The 17,266-nt window shown below is 69.0% G+C and carries 14 protein-coding genes; 10 read left to right on the forward strand and 4 right to left on the reverse strand.

Translation table 11 applies throughout. The features are described from left to right. Positions 1 to 14: 14 nt before the first annotated feature. From YS110_20510 to YS110_20530, 5 genes are all read left to right on the forward strand, one after another. Positions 15 to 1,163: a BMP family ABC transporter substrate-binding protein gene (locus tag YS110_20510; GenBank protein ID UJB66980.1), complete on the forward strand. Its 1,149-nt coding sequence runs from the start codon at positions 15 to 17 to the stop codon at positions 1,161 to 1,163. Positions 1,164 to 1,253: 90 nt separating this feature from the next. Then, positions 1,254 to 2,417 carry a BMP family ABC transporter substrate-binding protein gene (locus YS110_20515; protein ID UJB66981.1) on the forward strand — a complete coding sequence of 388 codons (1,164 nt, stop codon included), beginning with the start codon at positions 1,254 to 1,256 and terminating at the stop codon, positions 2,415 to 2,417. Between the two features lie 195 nt (positions 2,418 to 2,612). Continuing rightward, the gene (locus YS110_20520) at positions 2,613 to 5,018 is read left to right on the forward strand and encodes a penicillin acylase family protein (protein UJB66982.1); all 2,406 of its coding nucleotides are present in this window, start codon (positions 2,613 to 2,615) and stop codon (positions 5,016 to 5,018) included. 99 nt (positions 5,019 to 5,117) lie between these two features. After that, positions 5,118 to 6,170 carry an adenosine deaminase gene (locus YS110_20525; GenBank protein UJB66983.1) on the forward strand — a complete coding sequence of 351 codons (1,053 nt, stop codon included), beginning with the start codon at positions 5,118 to 5,120 and terminating at the stop codon, positions 6,168 to 6,170. Positions 6,171 to 6,325: 155 nt separating this feature from the next. Next, positions 6,326 to 8,605, forward strand: coding sequence for a prolyl oligopeptidase family serine peptidase (locus tag YS110_20530; GenBank protein ID UJB66984.1), 2,280 nt, complete (start codon positions 6,326 to 6,328; stop codon positions 8,603 to 8,605). A gap of 94 nt (positions 8,606 to 8,699) precedes the next feature. Here the strand turns inward: YS110_20530 and YS110_20535 are convergent, their stop codons facing one another. Continuing rightward, positions 8,700 to 9,137, reverse strand: a complete 438-nt coding sequence (locus YS110_20535; protein ID UJB66985.1) for an HIT family protein — start codon at positions 9,135 to 9,137, stop codon at positions 8,700 to 8,702. Positions 9,138 to 9,185: 48 nt separating this feature from the next. Here YS110_20535 and guaD point away from each other — a divergent pair, with 48 nt between their 5' ends. Then, positions 9,186 to 10,496, forward strand: coding sequence for a guanine deaminase (gene guaD, locus YS110_20540; protein ID UJB66986.1), 1,311 nt, complete (start codon positions 9,186 to 9,188; stop codon positions 10,494 to 10,496). 39 nt (positions 10,497 to 10,535) lie between these two features. Continuing rightward, on the forward strand, positions 10,536 to 11,108 hold the full coding sequence (locus YS110_20545; protein ID UJB66987.1) for a dCTP deaminase: 573 nt from the start codon (positions 10,536 to 10,538) through the stop codon (positions 11,106 to 11,108). 153 nt (positions 11,109 to 11,261) lie between these two features. Here the strand turns inward: YS110_20545 and YS110_20550 are convergent, their stop codons facing one another. Both YS110_20550 and pcp read right to left on the reverse strand, forming a co-directional pair. Further along, positions 11,262 to 12,191, reverse strand: coding sequence for a delta(1)-pyrroline-2-carboxylate reductase family protein (locus tag YS110_20550; GenBank protein ID UJB66988.1), 930 nt, complete (start codon positions 12,189 to 12,191; stop codon positions 11,262 to 11,264). A gap of 1 nt (position 12,192) precedes the next feature. After that, entirely contained in the window at positions 12,193 to 12,831 is a 639-nt protein-coding gene (gene pcp, locus YS110_20555) for a pyroglutamyl-peptidase I (GenBank protein ID UJB66989.1), read from the reverse strand. A gap of 68 nt (positions 12,832 to 12,899) precedes the next feature. Between pcp and YS110_20560 the strand changes: the two genes are divergently transcribed. After that, complete coding sequence (locus YS110_20560) at positions 12,900 to 13,772, forward strand: neutral zinc metallopeptidase (protein UJB66990.1); 873 nt, start codon at positions 12,900 to 12,902, stop codon at positions 13,770 to 13,772. 77 nt (positions 13,773 to 13,849) lie between these two features. Continuing rightward, positions 13,850 to 15,295: a DEAD/DEAH box helicase gene (locus YS110_20565; protein ID UJB66991.1), complete on the forward strand. Its 1,446-nt coding sequence runs from the start codon at positions 13,850 to 13,852 to the stop codon at positions 15,293 to 15,295. A gap of 116 nt (positions 15,296 to 15,411) precedes the next feature. Here YS110_20565 and YS110_20570 read toward each other — a convergent pair whose 3' ends face one another. Then, positions 15,412 to 16,089 carry a helix-turn-helix domain-containing protein gene (locus YS110_20570; protein UJB66992.1) on the reverse strand — a complete coding sequence of 226 codons (678 nt, stop codon included), beginning with the start codon at positions 16,087 to 16,089 and terminating at the stop codon, positions 15,412 to 15,414. A gap of 139 nt (positions 16,090 to 16,228) precedes the next feature. On the opposite strand from YS110_20570, the gene YS110_20575 reads away from it, so the two are divergent. Continuing rightward, positions 16,229 to 17,266, forward strand: a complete 1,038-nt coding sequence (locus tag YS110_20575; GenBank protein UJB66993.1) for a hypothetical protein — start codon at positions 16,229 to 16,231, stop codon at positions 17,264 to 17,266.

Genomic DNA, 17,266 nt, shown 5'->3' on the forward strand with positions numbered 1-17,266 from the left:
CCCGTATTCGACCCATGAACCTTGTGAACAAACGCTCCCTGCTGAAAACAGCCGCGCTGTCGGCGCTCGCTCTCGCTGCCCTGGCGGGGTGCGGCAAGAAGGATGAGGCCCCAGCCGCAGCGCCCGCGCCGGCTGCGGCGCCGGCGGCCGACAAGCTCAAGGTGGGGTTCGTTTACGTCAGCCCGATCGGCGACGGTGGCTGGACCTACCAGCACGAGCTGGGCCGCCGCGCGATCCAGGAGAAGTTCGGCGACAAGGTCGAAACCACGTTCGTCGAAAGCGTGCCCGAGGGCGCCGATGCCGAGCGCGTGCTGCGCGACATGGGGGCGCAGGGCACCAAATTGGTGTTCGCCACCAGCTTTGGCTACCAGGAATTCGTGCAGAAGGTGGCCGCGGACCTGAAGGACGTGAAGTTCGAGCACGCCACCGGCTACAAGCAGGCCGACAACGTGGCCACCTACGACACCAAGACCTTCGAGGGCGCGTACCTCGCCGGCATCGTGGCCGGCGGCATGAGCAAGACCAAGACGGTGGGCGTGGTGGCCTCGGTGCCGATCCCCGAAGTGGTGCGCAACATCAACAGCTTCGTGCTCGGCGCGCAGAGCGTGGACCCGGCGATCAAGGCCAAGGTGGTCTGGGTCAACGAATGGTTCAGCCCGCCCAAGGAGGCCGAGGCCGCCACCTCGCTGGTCAACGGCGGCGTGGACGTGATGTACCAGAACACCAATTCGCCCTCGGTGCTCAAGACCGCCGAGGAGCGCGGCGTGCGCGCCTTCGGCAAGGACGGCGACATGAGCGCCTATGCGCCCAAGGCGCACCTGGGCTCGGCCGTGATCGACTGGGGCCCGTACTACACCAAGGTGGTGGGCGACACGCTGGCCGGGCAATGGCAGGGCGGCGCCCACTGGTGGGGCGTGAAGGAAGGCGCCATCGACCTGCTGAAGATTGCCGACGACGTGCCGCAAGAGATCAAGGACCGCGTGGCCAAGGCCCGCGCCGGCCTGCGGGACGGCAGCTTTGCCGTCTGGACCGGCCCGGTCAAGGACAACGCGGGCAAGGAAGTCCTGGCTGCGGGCCAGGTCGGCGACCTGCCATTCCTCTCCAGCATCAACTTCTACGTCGCCGGCGTGGAGGGCAAGGTTCCCGGCACGGAAGGCAAGTAAAGGTTTCGTGCCACCATGCGCCCCTGGCCTGCCAGCGGGCGCGGGCCCTTGTGGCGCCCCGGTTGTTTTTCACTCCCCTGAAGGAAAGTCATGACGGATTTGCACAAGCGTTCCCTGTTCAAGCTGGCCGCGCTGTCGGCGGTGGCGGCCACGGCCCTGGTGGGCTGCGGCAAGAAGGAGGAGCCCGCGCCCGCGCCGGCCCCCGCCGCACCGGCGGCCGAGGCGCCCGCGCCCAAGCCCGAGCCGCTGAAGATCGGCTTCGCCTACGTCGGCCCGGTGGGCGACGGCGGCTGGTCGTACGCCCACGACCAGGCGCGCAAGAAGCTGGAGGCCGAGTTCGGCGACAAGATCCAGACCTCCTACGTGGAGAGCGTGCCCGAGGGCCCCGACGCCGAGCGCGTGCTGCGCGACATGGTCACCCAGGGCAACAAGGTGATCTTCGGCACCACCTTCGGCTACATGGACGTGATGCAGAAGCTGGGCGAGGAGTTCAAGGACGTGCGCTTCGAGCACGCCACGGGCTACAAGACCAGCGAGAACGTGCGTACCTACGACAGCCGCACCTACGAGGGCGCCTACCTCGCGGGCATCATCGCGGGCGCCATGACCAAGACCAACACGCTGGGCGTGGTCGGCTCCGTGCCCATCCCCGAGGTGCTGCGCAACATCAACAGCTTCACCCTGGGCGCGCAGAGCGTGAACCCCAAGATCAAGACCAAGGTGGTCTGGGTCAACGAGTGGTTCAGCCCGCCCAAGGAGACCGAGGCCGCCACTTCGCTGATCAACGGCGGTGCCGACGTGCTGTTCCAGAACACCGACTCCCCCGCCGTGCTCAAGACGGCCGAGGAAAAGGGCAAGCGCGCCTTCGGCTGGGATTCCGACATGACCGCCTACGGCCCCAAGGCGCACCTGGGCTCGGCCGTCATCAACTGGCTGCCGTACTACGCCAAGGCCACCAAGGACGTGCTGGACGGCACCTGGACCACGGGCCAGAGCTGGTGGGGCGTGAAGGAAGGCGCCATCGACCTGGTGTCCGTCGCCGAGGACGTGCCCGCCGAGGCCAAGGCCAAGGTCGATGCCGCCAAGGCCGGCCTGAAGGACGGCACGTTCGTGATCTGGAAGGGCCCGATCGTGAACAACGCCGGCCAGACGGTGCTGGACAAGGACGCCGTGGCCGATGACAAATTCCTCACCGGCATCAACTTCTACGTCAAGGGCGTGGAAGGCAAGGTGCCGGGCGGCAACGGCAAGTAAGCCGCGCGCCGTGCTTCGGCAATGAAAGGGCCGCCCTCGGGCGGCCTTTTTATTGGCCCGTTCCAAGGTGCAAAGCTGCCCGCTTTGGAGGGTGTAGGGGGGGCCATTCCCGTGGACGCGAGCAGGCGCGCCGGTTTGTCTGTACCCTGTGGTCGCCCTGCCCCGCAGGGGACAACAACAGAAGGAGACAAACCTATGACGTACCACATCACCCGTGGCCTGCGGCCGCTTTCCTTGGTCGCGCTGGCCGCATTGGCCGCGTGCGGCAGTAGCGGCAGCGACGATTCCGCCCACTACAGCGCCGAGATCCGCCGCACCACCATGGGCGTGCCGCACATCAAGGCCAGCGACTGGGGCGGCCTGGGCTACGGCTACGGCTATGCGCAGGCCCAGGACAACCTGTGCACCATGGCCGACTCGTTCCTGACCTACCGGGGCGAGCGCTCCAAGTTTTTCGGTGCCGACGCGCTGGCGGTCTACAACAGCACCATCGCGCGCCCGCGCAACATCGACTCCGACTTCTTCCACCGCCACCTCATCACGCAGGACGTGCTCGATGCCATGGTGGCCCAGCAAGGCGACAGCCTGCGCAAGCTGACGGCCGGCTTCGTGGCGGGCTACAACCGCTACGTGCGCGACAACCAAGCCAGCGGCAAGGCGCATGCCGCCTGCCGCGGCGAAGCCTGGGTGCGCCCCATCACCGAGCAGGACCTGCTGCGGCGCATGTACGTCGCCAACCTCGCGGCGGGCTACAGCAACTTCGTCGCGGCCATCGCCAACGCCGTTGCGCCAACGGCCACGGCCGCCAAGGCGGGGCAGGACATGCAGGTGCCCGACCCCGCCAGCATCACCGCGCCGCCGCTCCAGGTGGGCGGCAGCGCCGGCATCGGCAGCAACATGTACGGCTTCGGCACGGCCGGCACGGGCGACGCCAGCCCGGTGCTGTTCGGCAACCCGCACTGGTACTGGAAGGGGCCGGACCGCTTCTACCAGGCGCAGCTCACCATTCCCGGGGAGCTGAACGTCAGCGGCGCGTCGTTCCTCGGCCTGCCGATGGTGCAGATCGGCTTCAACGACAACGTGGCCTGGAGCCACACCGTTTCCACGGCGCGGCGCTTCGGCTTCTTCCAGCTCACGCTGGCGCCGAACGACCCGACCAGCTACCTGCTCGACGGCCAGGCCGTGAAGATGAAGGCCAACCCCATCACGGTGGAGGTGCGCCAGGCCTCGGGCGCCACCGCCACGGTGAGCCGCACCCTCTACAAGACCGAGTACGGGCCCATGGTCAACCTCGCCAGCCTGAATCCGGCGCTGGGCTGGAACACCGCCTCGGCATTCGCCATGCGCGACATCAACGGCGAGAACTTCCGCAGCCTGCGCAACTGGCTGCGCTGGAACCAGGCCAAGTCGCTCGACGAATTCACGCAGATCCAGAAGGAAGAGGCCGCCATTCCCTGGGTGAACACCGTGGCCGTCGGGCGCGGCGCTGCCCGCGCCTGGTATGCCGACATCGGCACCGTGCCGAATGCGCCGCCCGATCTGCTGGCCGCCTGCACCACGCCCATCGGCAAGGCCATGGCGGCGGCGCTGCCCGAGGTGCCCATCCTCGACGGCGCGCGCAGCGCCTGCCACTGGCGGACCGACGCCGACTCGGTGCAAAAGGGCGCCATCGGCGTGGCGCGCATGCCCAGCCTGCTGCGTGACGACTATGTGGGCAACATGAACGACAGCTACTGGCTGGCCAACGCCAGCGCGCCGCTCACCGGCTTCCCGAGCATCTTCGGCGCCGCAGGCACGGCGGCCCAGTCTCTGCGCACGCGCCTGGGCCACACCATGGCGCTGGAGCGCCTGGCGGGCACCGACGGCTACCCCGGCAACAAGGCCACGAGCGAGATCGTGCGCCAGATGGTGCTGAACAGCCGCGTGTTCAGCGCCGAGCGCTTCAAGGACCAGGCGCTCGACCTGGTGTGCGCCACGCCGTCCGCCACGCAGGACGTGGCGGCCGCCTGCGCCACGCTGCGCGCCTGGGACAACCGGGGGGGCACCGGCGCGCGCGGCTCGCACGTGTGGGATGAGTTCTGGACCCGCGTGCAGGTGCCGGCGGCCCAGCTCTTTGCCGTGCCGTTCAATCCCGCCGACCCGCTGAACACCCCGCGCGACCTGCAGCCGGGCGCTGCCGACGCGCTGCGCCAGGCGTTCGGCGCCGCAGTGCAGGCGGTGCAGGCCTCGGGCTTCGCGCTCGACGCGCCGCGCGGCGACGTGCTGTTCTCCGCGCGCGGCGGCGTCAGGACGGCGCTGTACGGCGGCTGCGGCGGCGTGGGCTACTTCACCATCAACTGCTCGGAGAACCCCATCGGCCAGGGCGGCTACAGCATGGACGGCCAGCCGCACGGCAACAGCTACATGCAAGTGGTGAACTTCCCGGCGGGCGGGGTGCAGGCCTACACCTTCCTGACCTTCTCGCTGTCGGATGACCCCGGCTCGGCCCACTATGCCGACTACACCCAGGCCTATGGCGCCCAGCAGTGGCTGCGCGTGCCCTTCGCCGAATCGGAAATCACTGCCGACAAGAACTACCAGACGGTGACCGTGTCCGAGTGATCCGGCCTTGCGGCCAAGCGCGCCCCCGCCGCCAGGCCGGGGCGCTTTTTTTCTCGCCTGCCGGGCGCACAATGGCTGCGCCACTTCTGGAGACCGCCGATGTTCAAGGTACCCCCCGTCCCCGCCGAGCGCCTGCCCGCGCTGCTGCGCGCCATGCCCAAGGCGGAGCTGCACATCCACATCGAAGGCTCGCTGGAGCCCGAGATGATCTTCGCGCTGGCGCAGCGCAACGGCGTGCAGTTGCCCTACGCCAGCGTCGAGGCGCTGCGCAGCGCCTACGCCTTCACCGATCTGCAGAGCTTTCTCGACATCTACTACGCCGGTGCCAGCGTGCTGCTGCATGAACAGGATTTTTACGATCTGGGCCGCGCCTACCTTGCGCGAGCAGCTATGGATAACGTAGCGCACGCCGAGCTTTTCTTCGACCCGCAGACCCACACCGCGCGCGGCGTGGCCATGGAAACCGTGGTGGGCGGCCTGCACCGCGCCTGCGTGGAGGCGCGCGCCGAGCTGGGTATCTCCAGCGCGCTCATCCTTTGCTTCCTGCGCCACCTCAGCGAGGAGGACGCCTTCGCCACGCTGGAGCAGGCGCAGCCGTACCTGGACAAGATCATCGGCGTCGGCCTGGACAGCAGCGAACGCGGCCACCCGCCGGAGAAGTTCGCGCGCGTGTTCGCGCGCTGCCGCGCACTGGGCCTGCACGCGGTCGCCCATGCGGGCGAGGAGGGCCCGCCGGCCTACATCTGGAGCGCGCTCGATGTGCTCAAGGCCGAGCGCATCGACCATGGCGTGCAGGCCGTGCACGACGCCCTGCTGATGCAGCGCCTGGCGCGCGAGCGCATCGCGCTCACCGTCTGCCCGCTGTCCAACCTCAAGCTGCGCGTATTCCCCAGCCTGGCGCAGCACAACCTGCGCCAATTGCTCGACGCTGGCCTGGCCGCCACGGTGAATTCGGACGACCCGGCCTACTTCGGCGGCTACATCAACGAGAACTTCACCCAGGTCTTCGCCGCCACGGGCCTGACGGCGCGCCACGCCTACCAACTGGCCTGGAACAGCTTCGAGGCCAGCTTTGCCCCCGAGGCCGACAAGCGGCGCTGGGAACACCGGCTCAAGGACGTGTTCGACCGCTGCTACGAGTACGACAGCTAGGGTTGATCCCCGGCTCTCTCGTGCACTCGCACGATGCGGCGTGCTTCATTGAGGGGCAAGTGCTTTCCTTTCATGCCAAGGCTTGGTAGGGTGCGGGCGCGCTGCCCGCTCCCCTGCCGGGCATGGCACCCAGAAACAGAAAGGAAAACCTTCCCATGCATTGGCCCCTGCGTTCGATTCCTCCCCTGGCCCTGGCCTGCGTCCTGGCCGCGTGCGGCGGCGGCGATGGCGACTCCCCCAGCCCCGCGCCGCGCTACCCCGCCACACGCGCGGGTGACGATGCCACCACGCATTTCGGCCAGCGCGTGGCCGATCCGTACCGCTGGCTGGAGGACACCCGCAGCACGCCGGTGATCGACTGGATGCGGGCGCAGAACGCCTTCAGCGCGGACTACGTGGAGGGCCAGGCCATCTATCCCCAGGTGCTGGCGCGGCTGCAGGCGTTGGAGCTGCCTGAGTTCGTGGCGCAGCCCCAGGCCAAGCGCTCCGGTGGTGCTGCCGTGCGGGCCGACGGCCTGCAGCAGGTGGGCCAGCAGCGCCAGGGGCGCTACTACTACCAGTGGCGCGACCTGGGCCGCCAGGAGCGCGAGGGCCGCCAGGACGACTGGCGCCGGCGCCCGGCGGGCGCTGCCGGGCCGCTGCCGGGCCCTGCGGTGGACAACCGCATCTACGTGTCGGCCGGGCCGGGCCAGGCGGGGCAGGTGCTGCTGGATGTGGGCCAGTTGGCGCAGCAGGAGCCTGACGACACCATCGAGCTGCAGGGGCACCAGGTCAGCCCCGATGGCCGCTTCCTGGCCTACCGGCTCAAGCGCAACCACGCCGACCTGGACGAATTGCACCTGATCGACCTGCGCAGCCCGAGGCCGGAGCCTGCCGTGCTCACGCGCACCGTGGCGGGCTTCATGTTCGAGGGCGCGGCGCTGCTGTATGTGGAGGTGGAAAACGTCACGCGGCCTGGCGCATCGAGCTATGGCCAGCAGGCCATCGTGCGCGTGGACCCCGCCAAGTCCGGAGACACCGAGGTGTTGTACCGCACGGAGGCCGCCCGCCCGATGGGCCTGACCCTGGGGCCGGTGCTGGGCAGCCAGTTGTATTTCGGGCGCTCGGCCGACACCGGCACCAGCGACGTGCTGCGCCTGGACCTGGCGGCGCCCGGCGCGGCGCAGATGGTGCTCGATGGCCAGGGGCGCGTGTCGTTCCAGGTCATGGATGTGCAGGCGGATGGCCGGCTCCTGGTGTCCACCACCGATGGCGCCGCGATGTACCGCCTGGTCAGCGTGGACCCCGCGCAGCCCCAGGGCGGAACGTGGCGCCATGTCTTGCCCGCGCAGCCGCAGGACGTGGTGTCCGAGGCCCAGCTGTGCGGCCGCTACGCCTATGCGCTGAAGTGGCGCGATGGCGAGAACCGGCTGGAGCGCTACGCGCTGGATGGCAGCAGCGCGCCCCGCGAGATCGCCTTGCCCGCGCCGGGCGCCGTACTCGGCCTGCGCTGCAGCGAAATCCTGGGCCAGCCGGAAGACCTGGACTACATGCATTCCACGCTGGCGCAGCCGGGCCAGTATTTCCGCTACGAACCGGAGGGCGACCGGGTGGTGCTGCGCGGCAGCCTGTCCTACCCGGGCCATGACCCGCAAAACTACGAGGTGCGCGCGCTGCAAGCGCCCGCAGCAGACGGCACGCAGATCCCCATCAACCTGGTGCACCGCAAGGGGCAGGTGCTGGACGGCAAGGCGCCGGCGCTGATGTACGTGTACGGTGGCTTCATGTCGCCTTCGCCGGCCTACTTCGATGCCGACGTGCTGCCCCTGCTGGAGTCGGGCGGCGTGTACGTGATTGCCCACGTGCGCGGCGGCGCCGAGCGCGGCACGGCCTGGTACGACGCCGGGCGGCTGTTCAACAAGCGCAACACCTATGCCGACCTGGCCGACGTGGCGCGCTACCTGGCTGCGCAGGGCTACACCAGCGCCGCGCGCCTGGGGGTGCAGGGCTGGTCGAACGGCGGCACCTCGTCGGCCGCCGTGGCGCTGCTGTATCCGGAGCTGTTCGCCGTGTCGCTGCCGCGCGTGGGCGTGCATGACCTGACGCGCTACACCGCGTTCACCTGGGGCTTCAGTTGGACGCACGACTACGGCGACCCGGCCGTGCAGGCCGAGTTCGCCAACCTCATGACCTTCTCGCCGCTGCACAGCGTGCAGGCGCGCAAATACCCCGCCATGTACGTGATGACCGGCCAGGATGACCAGCGCGTGCTGCCCGCGCACAGCTACAAGCTGGCCGCCGCGCTGCAGAACACGGCCACCGGCCCGGGGCCCTACCTGCTGCATGCGTTCGCCAAGTCGGGCCACGGCATCGAGGGCGAGCGCCAGCGCAGCACGGCGCATGCGCTGACGTTCTTCTTCACGCAGACGGGCGCGCCGTTCGTGGCGCAGAAGTAAGCAGCAGCCAGCGCCGGACGCTCCGTTTTTGATAGCTTTTGGCGCTTTCTGGAGAAGGGTTTGGGCCGGTTTTCATTGAAAACCGGCCCCGGCGTCACAGCGCCGCGCGCAGCCGCTCGGCGTAGCCCTGCAGCACGGCCGGGCCGGGCTCCTGGCGCGGCCAGGTGAAGGTAATGCCGTCGTCCTCGTGGCGCGGCACCACGTGCATGTGGAAGTGGAGCACGGTCTGCCCGCCCAGCGGGCCGTTGGCCTGCAGCAGCGTCAGGCCCGGCGGGTCGAACACCGTGCGGATGGCCTGGGCCACGCGCTGCGCCGTCTGCATGACGGCGGCGGCCTCCTCGGGCGTGAGGTCGAACAACGTGACCGCGTGGCGCTTGGCGGCCACCAGCACATGGCCGGGGGTGACCTGGCCCAGGTCCATGAAGGCGACGGTCAGTTCGTCCTCGTACACGCGGGCGGCTGGAATCTCGCCCGCCACCAGGCGGCAGAAAATGCATTGGCCGGGGGGCGAGGTATCGACGAACATGGGCATGGGCTGTCTCCCTTCAGGGTGGTTTTAAAGCCGGGTATCGTACCGGCCATGCAGATATACCGCAGTGCGCTGTTGCGCTTCACCGAAGACGGCCAGGCCGTGCATGACGAGGACGGCCTGCTGGCCATCGCCCCCGACGCCCAGGGCCGCGCGCGCGTGCAGGCGGCGGGCAGCTGGCAGGCGCTGCGGGCCCGCTATGAGGGGCAGGCGGTCACGCACTGGCCGGGGCGCATCATCGCGCCCGGCTTCGTGGACATGCACGTCCACTACCCGCAGACCGACGTGATCGGCTCGCCCGCGCCGGGCCTGCTGCCCTGGCTGGAGAACTACACCTTTCCGGCCGAAGCGCGCTTTGCCGACCCGGGCCACGGCGCCCAGGTGGCGCAGTTCTTCGTGGAAGAGCTGCTGCGCAACGGCGTGACCACGGCGCTGGCCTTCGCCACTTCGCACCCGGCGTCAGTGGATGCGCTGTTCACCCAGGCGCGGACGCGCGGCATGCGCCTCATCACCGGCAAGGTGCTGCAGGACCGCCACTCGCCCGACGGCGTGCGCGACGACACCGTGCAGGGCCTGGCCGACACCGAGGCGCTGATCCAGCGCTGGCACGGCGTGGACCGCCTGGGCTACGCCATCACGCCGCGCTTCGCGCCCACCAGCACGCCCGCACAACTGCGCGGCGCGGGCGAACTGGCGGCGCGCTACCCGGACACCTGGATCCAGTCGCACGTGGCGGAGAACCGCGACGAGATCGCCTGGGCGCGCGCGCTGTTTCCCGCCGCGCGCAGCTACCTGGCGGTGTACGACGATTTCGGCCTGATGCGCGAGCGCGCCGTGTACGCGCACTGCATCCACCTCGACGCCGAGGACCGCGCCCTGCTGCGCGCGCGCCGCACGGCGGCGGCCGTGTGCCCGACCAGCAACCTGTTCCTGGGCAGCGGCTTTTTCGACCACGCGGGTGCGCACGAGGCGGGCTTTGCCCATGGCCTGGCCAGTGACGTGGGCGGCGGCACCAGCTTTTCGCCGTTTCGCACCATGCAGGCGGCGTACTACGTGGGGCGCACGGGCATTGAAGGGGGCCAGGCCAAGCGCGGCCTGTCGCTCACGCCCGCGCAGCTGTGGTGGCAGCACACCGGCGGCGCCGCGCAGGCGCTGGGGCTGGGCGGCGTGGTGGGCAACCTGCAGCCCGGCTGCGAGGGCGACTTCGTCGTGCTCGACCCCCGGGCCACGCCGCTGCTGGCGCGGCGCACGGGCCAGGCGCGCAGCCTGGATGAGCTGCTCTTTGCGCTGATCGTGCTGGGCGACGACCGGGTGGTGGAGCAAACCGTCATTTCACAGGCAAAATATGGTCCCAGCGCTTGACCATCAAGCGCCAGCAGCTATGAAAAACGGAGTACCTGCATGAGCATCAAGAGCGATAAATGGATACGCCGCATGGCCGAGCAGCACGGCATGATCGAGCCCTTCGAACCCGGCCAGGTGCGCGAGGTGGAGGGCCGGCGCATCATCAGCTACGGCACCAGCAGCTACGGCTACGACATCCGCTGCGCGCCTGAATTCAAGGTGTTCACCAACATCCACAGCACCGTGGTGGACCCGAAGAACTTCGATGAGAAGAGCTTCGTCGATTTCCAGGGCGAGAGCTGCATCATCCCGCCCAACAGCTTCGCGCTGGCGCGCACGGTGGAGTACTTCCGTATTCCGCGCAACGTGCTCACCGTCTGCCTGGGCAAGAGCACCTACGCGCGCTGCGGCATCATCGTCAACGTCACGCCCTTCGAGCCCGAGTGGGAAGGCTACGTGACGCTGGAGTTCAGCAACACCACGCCGCTGCCCGCGCGCATCTACGCGGGCGAGGGCTGTGCGCAGGTGCTGTTCTTCGAGAGCGCGCCGGACGACGTGTGCGAGGTCTCGTACCGCGACCGGGGCGGCAAGTACCAAGGCCAGGTCGGCGTCACACTGCCGAAAGCGTGAGCAACCCCCTGAGCGGCTGCGCCGCTTCCCCCTTCTCTCTGCGCGCTGCGCGCTCCGGGAAGGGGGACGCCGCCAGCGCGGCGGGGCGGCCCTTGCGCGGCGTCCACTGGCCTGGGGTGCGCCGGTTGCAAGCGCCGGGGGCGGTGCGTTCCGTCAGGAAAGAAGGCGCGTGCCGCTGCCGCGCAGCGCCAGCCGCGCTGCCGCCAGGTCCCACCCGCCCCAGCCGCAGCTCTTGAACAGCACCGGCCCCGGGCCGGGCCGCCAGTGCGCGCGCTCCAGGCTGGCCAGCGTGGGCAGGGCGGCCACGTCGATCCCCGCCTGCAGTAGGTCGCCTGCCTCGTGCACGGCGTCGGCCGTGTCCACCACGATCTGGCCGTGCGCGGTGAAGGCGTGGCACAGCGCCGCGTCCAGCTCCACCATCTGCGGGGTGAAGGCGCCCACGGCGGCGAGGAAGGTATCGGGGTGGGGCGCCGAGCGCAGCACCACGCCGCTGGCCGGGGTGCAGGTGACGATCAGCGGGCACAGCGGCGCCGCGCGGTCGGCGTCCTCCACCACGTGGGCCTGCACGCCCAGGGCGTGGGCCTGCAGCGCCAGCGCCTCGGCGCTGGCCTGGCTGCGCGAGGCAATCAGCACCTCGGTCACGCCCAGGCCGGCCACAAAGGCGTGCAGGTGCGCCAGGCCCTGCGCGCCCGCGCCCACGATCAGCAGCGGCCCCTGCGGCACGCGCGCCAGCCGCTGCGCCGCGTACAGCGACACGGCGGCGGTGCGCCGGGCGGTGATGGTGGGGCCGTCCAGAAGCAGGCGGCGCACGCCCGTGGCCACGTCGAACACCACCACGTCGCCCTGGATGGTGGCGCGGCCCGTGCCCGCGTTGGCCGGCGTGAAGGTGATGAGCTTGGCGATGGCCACCTGCGCGTCGCTGGCGGGCATGGTGAACAGGGTGCCGCCGCCAGCCAGGGGCAGCACGGTGCGCGCGGGCACCTGCACGCTGGCGTCGCGCAGCACGGCGGCGATTTCATCGGCCAGCGGCAGCCAGGGCAGTTGCGCGGCGGTGGCTTCGGGGCTCAGGAGGGCTTGGTGCATGTCAGTGTTCGGCTCCGGCGTGCAAGGGGATGTCGTGGCGCGCCAGGGCGGCGGCCCACAGCGTGGCGTGGATGCCGCGCACCATGTCGCGCAGCGGCATGCTGGGTAGGCCCTGTTCGGGCAGCAGCGGCACGTGCACGAAGCCGCCGCGTGCGCCGGGCGCGCCCGCGCCCTGGTGCAGCAGGTGCAGCAATCCGTACAGCACCTGGTTGCACACGAAGGTGCCTGCGCTCTGCGACACCTCGGCGGCGATGCCCGCCTGGCGCACGGCGCGCAGCATGGCCTTGATGGGCAGCGTGGCGAAGTAGGCGGCGGGGCCGCCGGGCACCACGGGCACGTCCACCGGCCGCGTGCCCTGGTTGTCGGGAATGCGCGCGTCGATGACGTTGATGCCGATGCGCTCGATCGACAGCGCCGTGCGCCCGGCCGCCAGCCCCAGGCACAGCACGAGGGCCGGGCGGTGCGCCTGCAGCAGCGCGCGCAGGTGCTCCAGCGCCTGGCCGAATGCCGTGGGCAACTGCGCCGCCACCACCCGGTGGCCCGCGATGCGCTGCCCCGCCAGGGCGCGGGCCACGCACCAGCTGGGGTTGACCGTGGCGTTCTCGAACGGGTCGAAGCCCGTGAGCAGGATGGAGGGCATGGCGCCATGGTAGCGCGGGCGCAATAATCACGGCTTTGTCCCCGCGGCGGGGGCGGGGAGCGGCAGCGATGCGATGGGAAGGCAACCGTGAATCGGACAACGTGGAAGACCGCCGCAGCGGGGGCGGCGGCGGTGGCGGTGGCGGCCTGGGCGGGCGCACCATCGGCATTGGCACGGTGGTCATCGCGCTGATCGGCTGGGGCGTGTTCGGCATCAACCCGCTGACCACCATCGGCCTGCTCTCGGGCGGCGGCGCGCCGCAGGTGCAGCAGGGCCCGGCCCAGCGCCCGCCGCAGGACGACCGGCAGGCCGCGTTCGTCTCCACCGTGCTGGCATCGACCGAGGACGTGTGGACGCAGATCTTCCGCCAGGGCGGGGCGCAGTACCAGGTGCCGAAGCTGGTGCTGTTCCGCGGCGCCACGCCCACGGCCTGCGGCATGGGGCAGAGCGCGATGGGGCCGTTCTATTGCCCTGGCGACCGCAAGGTCTATCTGGACATGGATTTCTTCGACACCATGAGCCGCCAGCTCGGCGCGCCCGGCGAGTTTGCGCGCGCCTACGTGATCGCGCACGAGGTGGGCCACCACGTGCAGACGCTGCTGGGCGCCACGGGCAAGGTGGACGCGATGCGCGGGCGCGTCAGTCAGCGCGAGCAGAACGCGCTCTCGGTGCGGCTGGAGCTGCAGGCCGACTGCTACGCGGGCATCTGGGCCCGGCACTCGCAGCAGGCCAAGAACTGGCTCGACCAGAGCGACATCGAATCAGCCATCAACGCCGCGCAGCAGATTGGCGACGACACCCTGCAGCGCCAGCAGACCGGCACCGTGCGGCCCGATGCGTTCACCCACGGCTCCAGCGCGCAGCGCGTGCGCTGGTTCTCCCAGGGCATGAAGCAGGGCAGCGTGCAGGCCTGCGACACCTTCTCGGTCAACAGCCTGTAGGAACGTAAACACGTTCTTAGCACCTTTCAAGCGAAAAAAACCAGGGTTTCCACGCCTGGTGCGACAATAGCAGGTTCATGACCAGTTCTTTTTCCAATCTATCGCTGGCCGAGCCGCTGGCGCGCGCCGTGGCCGAAATGGGCTACGAGAACATGACGCCCATCCAGGCACAGGCCATCCCGGTGGTGCTCACCGGCAAGGACGTGATGGGCGCGGCGCAGACCGGCACGGGCAAGACGGCGGCGTTCTCGCTGCCGCTGCTGCAGCGCCTGCTCAAGCACGAGAACAGCTCCACCTCGCCCGCGCGCCACCCGGTGCGCGCGCTGGTGCTGCTGCCCACGCGCGAGCTGGCCGACCAGGTGGCGCAGCAGATCGCGCTGTACGCCAAGCACACCAAGCTGCGCAGCACCGTGGTGTTCGGCGGCATGGACATGAAGCCGCAGACGCTGGAGCTGAAAAAAGGCGTCGAGGTGCTCGTGGCCACGCCGGGCCGCCTGCTCGACCACATCGAGGCCAAGAATGCCGTGCTCAACCAGGTGGAGTACGTGGTGCTCGACGAAGCCGACCGCATGCTCGACATCGGCTTCCTGCCCGACCTGCAGCGCATCCTGAGCTACCTGCCCAAGCAGCGCACCACGCTGCTGTTCAGCGCCACCTTCTCGCCCGAGATCAAGCGCCTGGCCGGCAGCTACCTGCAGGATCCCATCACCATCGAGGTGGCGCGTCCGAACGAAACCGCCTCCACGGTGGAGCAGCGCTTCTACAGCGCGAACGACGACGACAAGCGCCGTGCTATCCACCAGGTGCTCAAGACCCGGGGCCTCAAGCAGGCGTTCGTCTTCGTGAACAGCAAGCTCGGTTGCGCCCGCCTGGCGCGCAGCCTGGAGCGCGAAGGCCTGAAGACGGCGGCGCTGCATGGCGACAAGAGCCAGGACGAGCGCCTGAAGGCGCTCGAAGCCTTCAAGCAGGGCGAGGTCGATCTGCTGGTGTGCACCGACGTGGCCGCGCGCGGCCTGGACATCAAGGACGTGCCCGCCGTGTTCAACTTCGACGTGCCGTTCAACGCCGAGGACTACGTGCACCGCATCGGCCGCACGGGCCGTGCGGGCGCCACGGGCCTGGCCGTCACGCTCGTGTCGAACAGCGACACGCGCCTGGTGGCCGACATCGAGAAGCTCATCAAGAAAAAGATCGAGATCGAAGCCATCGAGTTCGATGGCGATCGCCCCCGCGGCCGCCACAACGATGGCCGCCGCGCCTGGCGCGACGCGGGCGAGGACAGCGCCGCCCCGGCCGCGCGCAGCCCGCGCAGCGGCTACCGCGCACCCGCCGTGGCGCGCGACCCGTTCTTCGACAAGCCCTACGAGGCCAGCGCCGCTACCACTGCCGCCCCCGCAAGCTGGGAGGCCGCGCCCAAGGCCGCCGCGGCAGTGCGCAGCGGCATCTCGGCCAACATCAAGCCCAAGCGCAAGGTGGCGGCCTTGTTTACGGCGCCGGTGCCAGTGGCTGAATCGGTCGAATAGACTGAATCTAGTCAAAATAGCTGCCAGGGCTTGCAGGGCAAGCGCTGGCAGCTATTTTTTTGGTAGCTTCAAGGCACTCACTGGCAAACGCCGGGCGAGGCGTGCACGGGGCCAAGCTACCCTTGGTCGCACTCCGCCGCCGCCACCGGCTCCACCACCGTCAGCTTCACCCACACGCCCCGGTTGTCGGGAAAGCACAGCGTGCCGTCGGCAAACGCCATCTTCCAGTACGAAAGCACCGTGGCGGGTGCATCCGGCGCTTTGAACCCCATCTGCAGCCGCACCGTCCCGCCCGGCGGGGTGGGGGGAATCGGAATGCAGGGGCCGTCAGGCACCAGGGGCGGGGCCAGGTGCAGTTCCTGCCCACAGCGGGTGTAGACCACCACCTCTTCATCCTGGCACAGCAACTGCCGCCCCTCCCACGCTACGCGGCCCGCGTTCTGCAGCTTCCAAACCTTGAGCACGCGCTGGCCTGGTGCCACCAGCGTGCCGTCGGGCAGCGTCACGTCGGCCACGAACGCGCTGCGGTCCACCGTGGGCGAATCCTTGGCCTTGATGGCGGCGGGCGAGGCATCCAGCACCAGTTGCAGCAGCTTCAGCGGATGCACCCGCAGCGCATTCGCCAGGCTGACCACCAGGTTCAGCGACGGCAGCCGCGCATGCGCGCCGCCTTGCTCCAGCAGATACAGCGACTGGCGGCTGATGCCCGCCTGGCGGCACAGCGCCGCCAGCGAAAGACCCATGTCTTGCGCGCGCTGGCGGATGTACAGGGACACGGGGGATTGGGTGCTCATGGAAGGCGCTTCTTGTTTGTCAAGTTGAAACCAATCGTGTTGTATGTATAAAAAATTTTACATACGGTGTCATACCCTCCCTGAAGGGCCTGTCCGGTAGCCAGCGGGCATGGAAACAGAAGAGTTTGGGAGATGAACCGTGAGTACACCCGTTTCGGGACATAACAGAATCGGCCGGTATATTTTGCTGGGTGCCTTGGTATTTGCGTTGGTGATTGTCGGGGGCGGTTTCGCGGGATATTTCTATATCGAGTCGCGCAAGGACAACGAAGCCTACGAAAGAGCCCTGGCGGGTGGCAGCAAGGCCCATTTGAATGCCTATCTGGCCGAATATCCAGGCGGGCGCCACGTCGGTCAGGCGCACCGGGCCATCGACGAACTGGATTGGCAGGCCACATCCAAGAATGTGCCCGGGTATCTCGCCTATTTGAAGCTGCACCCGCAAGGGGCGTATGCGGCGCAGGCAAGGGAAAAAGCCGACGACCTGACCTGGGACCACCTGAACCGGCGCGGGAATATCGCGGCGCTGGAGGAATACCTCGACGTCTTTCCCGAAGGCAAGAGCGCCAGTCTGGCGCGCGGCCAGATCGAGAAAAAGCTGGCCTGCAACCGCAGCTATGCGCAGCAGGAACTGGCCAAACTCCAAGCCCATGGCAGCTTGGTGGATGCCGCTTCGGAGGGCGCCGAGAACCGCTACAGCCGCAAGCAGGGGACGGCCTATTCCACCACCCATTTCTCCGGCAAGACGGCGACGACCTACCACCACGACGGCAGCTACACCAGCCAGGATGGCGTCGAAATACGCTACCGGGTCACCAATGGCTCCAGGTTCCTGGTCTACGAGCGCATCGAGGGCGAGGTGTCCTTCCGAACCAAGGCGGGGGTGTTCTGGCGCGGGCTGCTGGGGGGCTGGATCGGGGCGGGTGTCGGTTCTGCCCGCGATTCGCAGAACGGCATGCAGGACGGCGCCGTCGCTGGGGCCAGGAAAGGCTACGAAATGGCCAGCCACAAAGACAAGGTGGTCATCACCCAGCGTCTCGGGCCGGGTGAAACCTACAGCGGCAGCGCCTACCTGCGGGCCAAGTACAAGGTGCTCAACAGCGATTTCAAGGCCGAGAGAATCCAGGCCGCGATTTCCGAGCCTTTGCTCAAGCGCAACACGGCGCCGGGGTGCTAG

Source organism: Acidovorax sp. YS12 (assembly GCA_021496925.1).
Classification (GTDB): Bacteria; Pseudomonadota; Gammaproteobacteria; order Burkholderiales; family Burkholderiaceae_C; genus Paenacidovorax.

Coding starts and splice junctions, on each gene's coding strand:
- pcp (UJB66989.1), bottom strand. CDS start 12,831: ATGCCCTCCATCCTGCTCACGGGCTTCGACCCGTTCGAGAACGCCACG.
- YS110_20570 (UJB66992.1), bottom strand. CDS start 16,089: ATGAGCACCCAATCCCCCGTGTCCCTGTACATCCGCCAGCGCGCGCAA.
- YS110_20560 (UJB66990.1), top strand. CDS start 12,900: ATGCGATGGGAAGGCAACCGTGAATCGGACAACGTGGAAGACCGCCGC.
- YS110_20565 (UJB66991.1), top strand. CDS start 13,850: ATGACCAGTTCTTTTTCCAATCTATCGCTGGCCGAGCCGCTGGCGCGC.
- YS110_20535 (UJB66985.1), bottom strand. CDS start 9,137: ATGCCCATGTTCGTCGATACCTCGCCCCCCGGCCAATGCATTTTCTGC.
- YS110_20520 (UJB66982.1), top strand. CDS start 2,613: ATGACGTACCACATCACCCGTGGCCTGCGGCCGCTTTCCTTGGTCGCG.
- YS110_20530 (UJB66984.1), top strand. CDS start 6,326: ATGCATTGGCCCCTGCGTTCGATTCCTCCCCTGGCCCTGGCCTGCGTC.
- YS110_20510 (UJB66980.1), top strand. CDS start 15: ATGAACCTTGTGAACAAACGCTCCCTGCTGAAAACAGCCGCGCTGTCG.
- YS110_20545 (UJB66987.1), top strand. CDS start 10,536: ATGAGCATCAAGAGCGATAAATGGATACGCCGCATGGCCGAGCAGCAC.
- YS110_20525 (UJB66983.1), top strand. CDS start 5,118: ATGTTCAAGGTACCCCCCGTCCCCGCCGAGCGCCTGCCCGCGCTGCTG.
- YS110_20550 (UJB66988.1), bottom strand. CDS start 12,191: ATGCACCAAGCCCTCCTGAGCCCCGAAGCCACCGCCGCGCAACTGCCC.
- guaD (UJB66986.1), top strand. CDS start 9,186: ATGCAGATATACCGCAGTGCGCTGTTGCGCTTCACCGAAGACGGCCAG.
- YS110_20515 (UJB66981.1), top strand. CDS start 1,254: ATGACGGATTTGCACAAGCGTTCCCTGTTCAAGCTGGCCGCGCTGTCG.